The organism is candidate division KSB1 bacterium (assembly GCA_034506255.1).
Classification (GTDB): domain Bacteria; phylum Zhuqueibacterota; class Zhuqueibacteria; order Zhuqueibacterales; family Zhuqueibacteraceae; genus Coneutiohabitans; species Coneutiohabitans thermophilus.
Window position 1 is genome coordinate 1 of sequence record JAPDPX010000019.1, and the last position, 12,825, is coordinate 12,825.

Here is a 12,825-nt window from a genome sequence, read left to right on the forward strand (position 1 = left end):
AGGGCCGTTATCTGAATTGCCATTCGGTTGCCATTTCCGGCTGGTCGCCACAAAAGTGCGCGCTAAAAAAAGTTCGAAAATACCTCTTGCTTCGGCAAGCTTCAAGATGGGTTCACCGGGTGGATACCTTTTAACATTTTTTGCAATTTCGCCGCACAAATCGCTGGCTATGGCGTTACCCTGGAAAGTAATCTCGCAGTCGTGCGTGGCGTGGCACAGGCCTCTCTGCCTGCAAACAAAATATATGCGCTGACTTCCCGCACGTTATTGAGGCATTAACACAAAAATACTTTTGTAGTACCTGAATTTTGCATCCAGATTGATCCCCTCTGCGGGCAACGTCGATTTGATTGCGACGCCCAACCACCAAAGGGGTGGAGCATAAAAAATTTTTGCAGGCAAACCTGCGGTCAACTCCGGTAAGAGGGAACTGTTTTTAGTAAAGCGGCATATCGCATTTCCAAAAACTCCATCAGGAATGACCTGCCTGGCTTTCCTCAAAAAAACCACACCAGATCATGCGCAATTCTACAGGCTACTGACGGAGTTTAAAGACGCGCAAGCTTCGAATGCCTACAAACAGTTCAATCCTGACGGACTTTTGTGAGCACGCCATTTCTTCCGGGCAATGGCAAGCCAAAATGCAAAATTCAGGTAGTAGTAGTAGACTCTTCTGGGCTAATGCCTTAAGGCACGACTACGAAAGCTCATTTTCATTCTGGTGGATGCTCATACGGGCATGGCAGATTACTACAACAACAGCTTTGCAGCGAATGGTCAGGCTCCCACCAAGGCGGGGGCACTCCTTCCGGTGACCGCTGACCGTGTGATCGGGCTGTCCAGCCTGTGGTCGGATCGCGCTGACCGCACAGGAGAAGAACTGGGGGGGGACATTCGCACGCGGCGGCCAGGAGAATTTTGCGAGATAGTACATGACCGGAGCACATACACAAGTGGTGGTGCACGAGTTGAAAACCATCGCCGGGCTGCAAACACCCGCCGGCAGACGCCAGAACCTTTTCCGGTCTGCGCTGGCGAATGCTGTATTGCCAGCCTGGAAAAAGTGTTTATCCGGTGTGCTGGCCGGTTTTGGGGCTGGGGCGAGGTTGTGTCTGTTGTGAATGATTTCGCGCTCTTGTTTCGGTGGGCTCGTGACGGACAGGTCTGCTGTAAATCATTATCAGACTAACTAACTTTCGGCAGGTGGCCCGTGATTGTTGCATCCAGGCCTGGTCCGGTCAAGGCCCCGAGCTATGAATGAATCCTGCCTGCGGCACCCAACGAGGTACAATTCCAAGTTCTTGAAAAGAAAAACCCAGTGCTGCCACTGGGTTTCCTTTTGTTTCAACTGCGGGTATCGCTGACGGCTTCTGGCTCTTATTGCGCGTTCAAGCTGGCTTTGTAATCCCTCAAATTGGTAAAGCCTGCCTTGTGCGCTTTTTCCCAAAGCAGCCGCATGGCAGCAGCAGTTTTCCGGTTGCGTCTGCCCCTCTGGCCGGCTGCGGCTTTCACTTTCTTGGTTTTACCCTGTGCCCGAACTTTGGCTTTGCGGCGTTTCAGAATCCTGCGTGCCGCAGCTTGGGCCGGCGATTTTCCAGTACGTAGCTGTGTCTGCAATTCGGCAATTTCCGCATCGACTCGGTCCCGTTCAGCCATTAGGCTTTCCAACGCAAGAGCAATCACTCGCTTCTGATCAACCGACATGTCATGTTCCTTCCTTGAAATTAAAGTTGGTTCTTTTGAGGCACGATGAAGTCAGCCAAAACTCTGCATAACAAGCTTCATTGTGCTTAAAACGGACACTATAAGAAGAACAATGTAACCGTAAATGTCAAGTACTTTGCTGTCAGCAGGGCTTTAAGGCATTTCATTCGAAAAAAGAGGAACGGTAACGCCAGATGCTATATTAAGAAGCTTTCACAAGACAACATCTGACAAATGTGCCGGTTTGAAAATCTTCGGGCCATTTGCAGAAATTCCCCGTCCGACTACTTTTCGAATCAATTTTGATGATTGCATTTCTTTGTCAACCAGGCTTTCAAAAGTCCGAGCGCCCGGGCAGTTTTGCGAATGACTGCATTCTTGCTTTGCAGGCAACATCGCAATGAATGAACCGGGGTTCTCTCCCGCAAATTGCCCGAGTTTTTGTGAAGCTTCGATTGTTTCTGATAATCATCCCTTGCTTGCCGGTTCGTGGCAAAGTCTGCCGATGAATCCACTGTATTTCCACTGCACGCAGCCACCGTTGCTTTTTGTTATCCTGCCACGAGGCGTCCCGGGCAGAACATTCATCTCATTTGCGACAGATGAATCGTGCCAGTATTGGAGAAGGGCCTGCACTCCAGGCGAACAACGGCTTTCCTGCCAAAGGGGAAAGGCAATATGCCTTTTGCGTTATTCCCTCTCCATACGGCACAAGCTGGCGGTCACCGAAAAAATTCGGATTTTATTTTTCGGATCTTGCACCAAAGGTCCGCATACAGCGTCATCGCGGACGCCTTCACTTGCCCACCCTCATTCCAGCTTGATGCTGTAAAATATCCGTCCGAAATCACCGACATTTGATGAGGTGTTTCTGCAACGGCTTGGCCGTTGCCGCAAATACACCGGATTTTTTACGCGTCTTGCTGTTTTGAACACCCCGCTCAACTGGGATGGGAAAATTTTCGGACAGACGCTCAATGAAGCGCGTGCGTCATATGGCCATCCACTGCGGCTTTTTACCCATTTGCCCATGTGCAAGTGATTGTCTCGGTCCTGCTCGCCGGGGAAGGAAAATGTTTCAAAAAATTACAACAGCATAACAGCCTGCCTCAGGTGGTCAATTTTTAGCCGCATCTCACTCATCGCTTCAAACTCCGAAATCAGAAGTGACTGCATTTGATATTTATCGACTTCCGTGCTCGTCAATTATACACAAACACACCTAAAGTGCCAAAAAATGACTGAATGCGGTACACATACAACTTTGGCAAAATTGTTGCTGAGAGCCAGGACGATTTGTTCAGTTTTCCTGGCAAAATGGGCGTCGCAGGCCAACAAATTCACAGTGTTCAGCAACTACCCAAGGAGTGAGGTCGATGAGACAAAAGAGATTACGGCGTTATGTTTTGCATGGCTTTTTGATCTTTCTGAGTGCGGCAGCTTCGGCACAGGAGGTCAAAGTCTGGACAGGCTCTGTCTCGCGTGCCTGGTCGGATGCCGGCAACTGGCTGCCGGCTGGCCAGCCGCAGGCAATCAACATCGTGGTCATTAAAAAAGCGGCAAACGGCAATCATCCCATTCTTGATGACGATGCCAGCGTGGCCAGTCTCACCATCGATCTGGGCGCCAGCCTGACGGTCAACGGCCATACGTTGACGGTCGCCGGCGATTTCAAAGTGGGCACCAGCGGCATCGCAATTGATCACTTGATCATGAGCCATGCTGATGACGAGATCATTGTCAACGGTAATGCGTTTTTCGCGGCCCGCACGCGGCTGGAGGCCGGCCGTCTGGTGCTGCGCGGCAATCTCGTTCAGGAGGCGGTGAACATCGCGTTGCAACCGGCGGGCACCGTGATCATTTTCGCGGGCGCGGCGCCGCAGACAGTGCACTTCCAGCGGCCCGGCACCAACAACCAATCCTTTCTCCGCGATGTCATCGTGCGCAATCCCGCGGGAGTGACGTTCCTGAGCAACGTGCATGTAACCGGTTTGCTGCAATTGCAGGAGGGCGGCCGGCTGCTGCAGGCGGATTCCGTCGCGACTTATTTTCATCAGCAATTGCCGCTCACCACGGCGGGCGACTACCGCGTGCGCAACACCCTGGTGGCCAGCCCGATCGTGATGGACGGCGACCGCGCGCTGCCACATCCTGAAAACGATTTGACCATCCTCAGTCGCCAGGCACTTGCTCTTAACAGCCACAAACTGCTGGTGGGTGGAACATTGACCGTCAAGGCCTACAATGACCACAAGCATTTGATTCTGGCACAGGCGGCAGATGTTTTGGAAATCGGTGGTGCAGCCATCTTTGAAGGATACAGCACGCTGACTGCGGGCACGATCATCGTGCGCGGGGATCTGAAGCAACGCGTCAGCAGCGCGGCCCTGCAGCCCGCCGGCACCGTGTTCGTGTTGGCAGGCACGCAGACGCAGACCGTGAGCTTCGAGCGGCCCGGCGTGTTGAATCGTTCCTTCCTGCAGGATGTGATCATCAGAAATCCCGCCGGCGTTCGCTTCGCGACCGATGTCTATCTCACCGGCCGCCTGACTGTTGCAGCCGGCAGGGTGATGCAGGAGGCCGGCCAGGGGACATACTATGTCAGTGCGCTGCCAAATCTCGCGGGCGGTGAGTATGCCATCAGCAACAGCTATGTTGCCGGTGCCCTGGCGCTCGATGCCGATCTGAGCCTGCCCGCTGCCGGCAGTCATCTCACGATCCTGCCACGCTGTTCCCTCACTCTCAACGGCCACACCCTGCGGGTCGGCGGCAATTTCACCGTCCGGGTTTTTGAAGAATACAAACATTTGTTCATGACCCAGACGACGGACACGCTGGAGATCAATGGTGATGCGGAGTTTCAAGGGCAAAGTGAGCTGACAGCGGGAGTGATCATCATCAGGGGTGATATTTTACAAAAGGTCAGCAGCAAGTCCTTGCAACCGGCGGGCACGCATTTCTTGCTGGCCGGCCGCGCACCGCAGAGCGTGTTTTTCGAAAAACCCGGAACGGGCAATCGCTCCCACTTCAAAGACCTGACCGTGCGCAATGCCGCTGGGGTCACCTTCGTCTCCGACATCTACATTACCGGCCGGCTGGTGCTGGAGGCGGGTGGCAGCTTGCAGCAAGCCGCCGGCTTCAGCACCAACTACACCGGCGCCCTACCGCGCATCACGGGGGGCACGTATGCCGTTCACAACACCAACATCGCAGGCGCACTGGTCATGGAGCAGGACCTGCTCCTGGCGCTGCCGGTAAACAATGTCACCATTCTGCCGAGGCAATCGCTGACGCTCAACGGCCACACACTGGAGATTGGCGGCAACTTCAAAGCCGGCGTGTTCAGCGCGGAGAAGCATTTGATCATGAGCAATCCCGCGGACCGGCTGATCGTAAATGGCGATGCCACCTTCGAGGGTTTGAATGTGCTGCAGGCCGGTTCCATCGTGCTGCGCGGCAATCTGATGCAGGCAGTCAGCGCCGCCGCGCTTCAACCGGAGGGCACCGTCTTTGTGTTCGATGGCAGCAAGCCGCAAATCATCTCGTTCGAGCGCCCCGGCACCGGCACGCGTTCATATCTGCGCGAGGTGACCATCGCGCGCGGTGCCAGTGTGCGCGCCATCTCCGATGTCTTTATTACCGGCGGGATCAACAACTTCGGAAAGTTCGAAGTGCTTGAGACGCGCTCCCTTTTCCTGGGCGGTGCAGTCGGTGTCAATCATGCGGGCGGCACGCTGGTGGGCAACGGCACGGTGAATACTCCGGCGAAATCGTTCACCAACGAAGGCGTGGTGCGGCCCGGAGCCTCGCCCGGCATCATGCGCATTGCCGGCTCCTACGAACAAAAGCCGGCCGGCAAGTTGCTCATTGAAATTGGCGGTTTGCAGGCCGGCACGCAGTATTCCCGGCTCGTGGTGACACACAACGCGATCTTGGACGGCACGCTGGAGTTGGAACTCACTCCCGCCTACCGCGCGAGTGTGGGAGACAGTTTTCGCGTGATGGAATATGGCTCGGCCAGCGGCCAGTTCAGCCAGGTGATCAGCAACCCGCCCCGGAACATCGAGTTTCACGTGCGCTATCGCCCCACGGGCGTGGATGTCTTTGCGGTCGCGGCGGCCAATCGCGCGCCGCTGGCACGACCGGATTCGATCACCACGCGCATGAACACGCCGGTCACCGTTGCGATTCTGCGCAACGATTTCGATGCCAATGATGATGCCTTGCGCGTGACCGCACTCGATCTCGCCAATACCCTCGGCCAGGCTCGAATCATCGGGGACAGCAGCATCATTTACACGCCCCCGCGGAATTTTCATGGAAGGGATTCCCTGGGTTATACCGTTGAGGACGGCCGCGGCGGCAGCAGCACGGCGCGCGTGTACGTGACCGTAATGGCGGTCAACCGGCAGCCGGTGGTGGCCGGCACCATCCCCAATGTCGCCCTCCAGGAAAACGGTGACGCCACGGTTTTGTTTGACAAACTGCACACCGTGTTTGCCGATCCCGATGGTGATGTGCTCACGCTCAGCGCCAGTGCCGGCCCCGGCCTCACCGTCTGGATCACCGGGGATTCGCTGTGGGGCAAACCGCAACAGGATTTCTCCGGCCCGGTGGAGATCATCGTCACTGCGCGCGACAACTCCAATGCCGTGGCGCTCACGAGTTTCATCGTCAACGTCATCGGCGCCAACAAGCCGCCGGCGGCCTTCAAGCTGTTGCAGCCGCAGGACGGGGCAGTCATCAATCCACTGGCGCCGGTGATGATGCGCTGGCAGCCGGCCGCGGATGCCAACGGTGACTCGCTGGTGTACAGCGTGCGCATCTTCAATGCCGTCACCGATACGACGATTGCCGGCCTCAAAGCGCCCGAACTGCGTTTCAACGGCAGGGATTTTCTGCGCGGGGCCACGACTTATCACTGGCTGGTTTACGCCCGCGATGCGGAATTCACCACAGCCAGTGCGGACACCTTCCGCTTCACTACGGCTGCGGTCACTGCGGTCGAGAATCAAACCGGCCAGACGCCGACAACCTTTGCACTCGAACAGAACTATCCCAATCCCTTTAATCCCAGCACCACGATTGGTTTTGCACTGCCGCAGGCAAATGACATGAGTCTCGCGATTTTCAACAGCAATGGCCAGTTGGTGAAACGGTTGGTGGCGGGCAGGATGCCGGCCGGCCGGCACAGCGTGGTGTGGGACGGCACGAATGATCAGGGCGAGCGGGTGGCGACCGGGATGTACTTGTATGTGATCAAAGCCGGCAGCTTCACCGCGCAGCGCAAGCTCGTGCTGGCAAAGTAAGCGCGCGCCGCGAGGCGCAGTTGTTTCGATCCCTTGGTGACCAGCTCATCCGGAGTGATGGGCTGGTCATTTTGTTTGATGTGGGGCAGCGACGGTGCTCAGGCGTCGCGGGGCAACAGGATCACGAACTCGGCAAAGCGGCCTTCTTCGCTCTCGACGCGAATCTGGCCGCGGTGCTGTTGCACGATGATGTCATAACTGATCGACAAGCCCAATCCCGTGCCCTGCCCGGCCGGCTTGGTGGTGAAGAAAGGCGTGAAGATGCGGTCACGAATCTGCGGCGGGATGCCGTTGCCATTGTCGCGAATGCAGATTTCGACTTGGTCGCGCAGGTTGCGGGTGCGCACCGTCAGCGTGGGTGAGAAGCCCGCGGGGTTCAGTTTTTTCTTCTCATTGGCCGCAAAGCAGGCGTTGTTGATGAGATTAAGAAACACGCGGCTCAAATCCTGCGGGATGACGCGCAGCGGGCCGATGCTGTCGTCATATTCTTTTGTAATTGTGATGTTGAACGACGCGTCGTTCGCGCGCAAACCGTGATAAGTCAGATTGAGCGCCTGATCCACCAGCGCGTTGATATCGGCCCATTCGCGCTCGCCGGTCTTGCCGCGCGAATGCTGCATCATGCTCTTCACGATGCTGTCCGCGCGTTTGCCGTGCTGGTTGATCTTCTCGGCGTTTTGGATCAACGTTTCAACAATCCCCACGATCATGCCAAAATCAGCATCACCGATTGTCTCCTGTCCCTTCGCCCTGTGTTTTTCCAGCTCTTCCCGCAGCTCCTTCGCCAATTCCACAGAGAGCAAGGCGAAATTGTTCACGAAATTCAGGGGGTTTTTGATCTCGTGCGCGATGCCGGCGGTAAGCTGGCCCAATGACGCCAGCTTTTCCTGGGTGATCAGTTGCTGCTGGGTGGCTTTCAGATGTTCATGCGCCTTGCCCAGCGCCTCATACGCCGTGCGCAGCTCATCCGCCTTGCGCAGCTCCAATTCCTTGCGTTCGTTTTCAGCTTGCAGAACCTTTGCCTGTGTCTCGATGACGCGCATTTGCGCCTCCGCGGCCTGCGCCCGCAGCTCCGCTTCACGGATTTGCGCCTGCGCCCGCTCTCTGGCCAGCAGCCGCTGCCGCTGGATGCGATCCACCGCGAAAATGCCGGCCAGCAACAACGCATCATAAGCGGCATAGGCCCAGCGCGTGCGCCACCACGGCGGCGTAATCGAGAAATGCAAAGCCGTTCCCGCCTCATTCCACACGCCGTCGTTGTTGGAGCCTTTCACCCGCAGCGTATAATCCCCGGGGTCAAGATTGGTGAAGGTGATTTCGCGCTTGTTGCCGAGTTGCAGCCAGCGGTCATTCAATCCTTCCAGCATGTAGGCGTATTGGTTTTTCGCGCTATTGCGGAAATTGAGCGCCGCCACTTCGAAGGTGAGAATCTCGTCTTTGTAAGAGAGCCGGATCTGCGGCCGCGCCGCCACACCCTTTTCCGCGAGGGCGACGCCTTCCGCCACGTCGGTGTTGTAGCGCTTCAGGCCGGTGATCACCACCGGCGGCAGATGGGGATTGTCCTTGACGCTGTCTGGATGAAAAACGTTGAAGCCATTGATGCCGCCGAAATAGAGTTCGCCGTTGCGGCCGCGAAAGGCGGCCTCGGCATTGAACTCGTTGCTTTGCAGGCCGTCGTGCACGTCGTAATTGCGGAAGCTCTCGTTGCGCGGATCGAACTTGGACAAGCCACTGTTCGTGCTCAGCCACAAATTACCGTGATCGTCCTCCAGAATGCCATAGATCACCGCATTGGGCAAACCCTCCTTCTCCCGGTAGTGCTTGAACGTTTGCGCCTGCGGATCGAAACGATTGAGGCCGGCGCGCGTGCCGATCCACAAGATGCCGGCGCGATCTTCATGCATCGACCAAATTGTGTTGTTGCTCAGGCTGTTGGGATTGGCAGGATCGTTGCGATGATGCCGGAACGTTTCGCTGGCGCGATCGAATTCTTCGAGGCCTTCAGCTTCCGTTGCAATCCAGAGCCTGCCCGCGCGATCTTCATGAATCAGCCAGATGGCATTGGAGCTGATGCTGAGCGAATCGCCGGGGTCGTTGCGGAAGTGGCGAACGGTCTCGCTGGCGCGGTCGAAGCGGTTGAGGCCCCCGCCCCAGGTACCGATCCACAACACGCCGGGCCGGCGGCGATCTGCATGGATGGCAGTGACCCACTTGTAGCTCAGGCTGCGGGGATTTTGTGGGTCGCGCTGATACGTGTGGAAACGCACACGGCCACGGTCATCGCGCCACTGGCGTGCCAGCCCACCCTGCGTGCCAATCCACAAATCGCCGGTCTGATCTTCATTAATGGCCCACACGGAATTGTTGGGCAGGCTGTGCGGATCACGCGGATCATTCTGATAGTGGCGAAACGTCTCGGTGGTGCGGTCGAAAAGATCGAGGCCGCCGCTCATCGTACCGATCCATACGCGGCCGCTGCGGTCTTCATAGATCGACCACACCGAATTATCGCTCAAGCTGCGGGGGTTCTCAACATCATGCTGATAATGGCGGAACGGCGCCGGCGCCCGATCGGCGCGGCTCACGCCGTCGCGCGTGCCAATCCACAAATCTCCGCTTCGGTCTTCACAAGCAGAGTAGATTTCGTTGCTGCTCAGGCTGTACGGGTCTTGCGGTGCATGGGGATAATGCCGAAAGGTCCCCGTCGCCGCCTCATAAACATTCAAGCCGCCGCCATGCGTACCGACCCACAGCGCGCCGGCGCGATCGACATAAACCAACCACACATCATCGTGACTCAATCCCAAAGGATTGCCGGCCTCGAAGCGATAACGTGTGAAGATTCCCGCCGCGCGATGCTCCCGCGGCAGACAGCAAAGCCCGCTTTTGGTGGCAATCCACAGGTTGCCCTGCCGGTCTTCACAAAGTGATCGCACCCACCCCCCACTCAGGCTTTGTGAGTCGGCGGGATCATGTTGGTAGCGAACAAACCTGCCGTCCGCTCGCGCCTCGGGATTCAAGCGCGACAGGCCGCCCCCCCAGGTGCCGATCCACAATACGCCGGCATCATCTTCATAGAGTGAACTAACCGAGTTGTGGCTCAAGCTGTGCGGATTTTCCGCCTCGTGAAAATAGCGCCTGAAAACGCCCGTCGCGCGATCGAAGCGGTTGAGGCCTCTTTCGGTCCCCACCCACAACGTGCCCGAATGGTCCTCGCGAATGGCCAGCACATTGTTATGGCTCAAACTCCCGGGATCTTGCGGATCGTACTGATAATGCCGGAAGGTCTCAGTCACTGGATCGAATTGATTGAGGCCGCCGCCATCGGTGCCGACCCACAACGTGCCGCTGCGATCTTCATAAAGCGACTCGATGCGCGTGCCGCTCATGCTCTGCGGATTTTGCGGATCCGGCCGGTAAATCGTGAAACCGTAGCCGTCATACTTGTTCAGCCCGTCCTGCGTGCCGAACCACATGAAGCCCTGCCGGTCCTGCAGCACACATTGCACGGTGTTTTGCGACAGCCCCTGCTCAACGGAAAGGTGCTCAAGGCGCAGCCGCTCGCCGGCATTTGCCAAACGCGATTGGGCGGAAAGCGTTGCGCACCATAATGCTCCGTTCAGACAAATGGCAGATACAAGCACTCTTCTCATGGCCACCGGCGTTGGTTCAAATTCAACTCGCATGGAGATTTGTCTTGCGAATCAAGTGAATATAGTTATCTTTCCGCAACATTCCACTGCTAATCTCATTGCCAGGAGACCAGCCATGCCAGACGCCCAGGGCAGCATCACTTTCGTGAACGAGAGCGTGTACGTCGTCACCATTCAACGCGGGGACACGCCGGTCATCGATTTGGGGCCCACCGAATCATCCACCCAAGGCACCACCGCAGGAGAAATTTGGAAAATCATCGACAAAGACACCGGGCGCCTGGTTGACACCGTGACCGGCACGGCGGGCAACCAAACCTACCGGATCAAGTTCAAACGCGGCCGCGGCGAACCGGTGAAGAGTGGTTCGGGCGGCGATTAAGGCCGCCGCCTGCGAGCATATTGCGCGATTTGCATTCCACGCGCTGCCAGGCCGCACCTGCCGACTCGTCGGCCCACGCCGACACCGTGAAAGAACGGGCGCGATTCCCGCCTGCCATTCATCTTCGAATTCGCCGATCGCGCCTGCTTTTCCTTCCCGCGACAGCTCCCGCCGGTGGGAATACCAGTTTTTCACCCCTCATCTGGAGAAGTGATGCTTATGCGCTTCCAATTTTCCGGTGTCAGCCGCTGCTTTGCGAGGTTGACCGGAGTTGCCATTGCTTGCACGCTCTTGCTGCCGCCACCGCTCGCAGCCCAGCAGGAGTCCGTGGTGCTGGTGCACGCCGGGAAGGTCTCGGGCTATGGCGTGGCCTACGGCAAGCCGGGAAACATCGTCACCGCGCTGCACGTGGTCGCCGGCCGGTCGCCCATTACCGTGGTTTGGAAGAATCAAAAACTCCCCGCAACCATCGAGAAGACCTACGCACCCGCAGATTTGGCACTGCTGCGCTTGCAGGCTTCCCCGCCGCCCAACATTCCCATTTTGCAGATTTATCCGGGCGACGCGCCGCTCGACACACCGCTCAACTTCTGGGAAGCACCCGATAAAACTTCCCGTATGGATAAGAAAGAAACCAAACTCGACCGTGTCATCGCGCTCGAGCGATTGGACAATCGTCTTGCACAACAGCCGGCGGCACTGGCGGCGGCACTGTGTTCGAATGGCGGCGGCAATTATCCCACATTGAAAACCAGCGTCTTCAAATTCGAAGAAAAGAACATCAAGAAAGCCCACTCCGGCTCACCGCTGACTTATCAAGGCCATCTCGTTGGCATGGTCGACGGCGGCCCGCCGGTCAACGGCAAAGGCTTCATTTGGGCCATTCCCGCGGCTGGCAACTTCACCAAGTTGGTGAGTCAGGGCTTGACGGCTGTGCCGGCCAGCCCCTGCACCTCCGACCGACTCTACAGCGGCCTGCGCGCCGACAATCCCCATCTGGAGAATGACCCGGCGCTCCGCGAACTCGCCGACAGCAGCCCGTTTCACGTCGTCGATGACAATGGCAACCCGCTCGCCTTTGCGCTCGAATATCGCGCGAGCTGGAGGGATATCTACGACACTCTGTTTGAGGAGGAGCAGGTATATCTGCGCGATTTGGTGCAACAGCATGAAGAACCGTTCGCCGAGGACGAGCGCGCCACGCTGGATGATTTGTTTGCACACCTCATCGAGGTCTATCAGGAGGACAACACCGGCGCCACCATTGCCCTGCCGGCTGAAAGCGACCTGAGCATCGAAAAAAGCGAGGGCCACACACTGATCGAGGCCTCCAGTCCGGTGGCCGGCATCACGATGATCATCTTTGCGCGCAGCAACAACTCCCTGGAAGAAAGCCGCGCCGCGCTGGCCTGGTTCGAGGATTACGTTCTCAGCGACCGCGAAGACTGGCAGGCAGTGCCGGGCGAGCCAGACGATATCGACGATTTCCTCGATGACGCGGATGAACCTTATTACAGCAAACTGATTGAACGCGTCGCCCGCGATGACAACGGCGATTACACCGCCGAATTCCTGGCTTCGCTCACCATTGATGACACCGATTTTCTCGGCGTTGTGGTGAAAGTGAACGACTGGGCGGCGGTAAACGATGACAAGGACGAGCGCATATTTCTCTACCTGATGGAAGCCTGCGCCATTCTGACTGATTTCGCGTATTATTGATCCGCAACCTGCTGCCCTGCCTGCGGTCGCACACCTCCCGCCGCGATGACCACCG

5 protein-coding genes are annotated in these 12,825 nt (G+C 57.3%); 3 read left to right on the top strand and 2 right to left on the bottom strand.

What is annotated here, in order from left to right:
- Positions 1 to 1,377: 1,377 nt before the first annotated feature.
- Positions 1,378 to 1,704, bottom strand: a complete 327-nt coding sequence (locus tag ONB52_22200; GenBank protein MDZ7418846.1) for a hypothetical protein — start codon at positions 1,702 to 1,704, stop codon at positions 1,378 to 1,380.
- A gap of 1,376 nt (positions 1,705 to 3,080) precedes the next feature.
- On the opposite strand from ONB52_22200, the gene ONB52_22205 reads away from it, so the two are divergent.
- A complete protein-coding gene (locus tag ONB52_22205; protein ID MDZ7418847.1) occupies positions 3,081 to 7,013 on the top strand; it encodes a cadherin-like domain-containing protein in 3,933 nt (1,310 codons plus the stop codon).
- 98 nt (positions 7,014 to 7,111) lie between these two features.
- Here the strand turns inward: ONB52_22205 and ONB52_22210 are convergent, their stop codons facing one another.
- A complete protein-coding gene (locus ONB52_22210; protein MDZ7418848.1) occupies positions 7,112 to 10,489 on the bottom strand; it encodes an ATP-binding protein in 3,378 nt (1,125 codons plus the stop codon).
- 292 nt (positions 10,490 to 10,781) lie between these two features.
- On the opposite strand from ONB52_22210, the gene ONB52_22215 reads away from it, so the two are divergent.
- Both ONB52_22215 and ONB52_22220 read left to right on the top strand, forming a co-directional pair.
- Complete coding sequence (locus tag ONB52_22215; protein ID MDZ7418849.1) at positions 10,782 to 11,048, top strand: hypothetical protein; 267 nt, start codon at positions 10,782 to 10,784, stop codon at positions 11,046 to 11,048.
- Between the two features lie 213 nt (positions 11,049 to 11,261).
- Complete coding sequence (locus ONB52_22220) at positions 11,262 to 12,770, top strand: serine protease (GenBank protein MDZ7418850.1); 1,509 nt, start codon at positions 11,262 to 11,264, stop codon at positions 12,768 to 12,770.
- Positions 12,771 to 12,825: the final 55 nt, after the last annotated feature.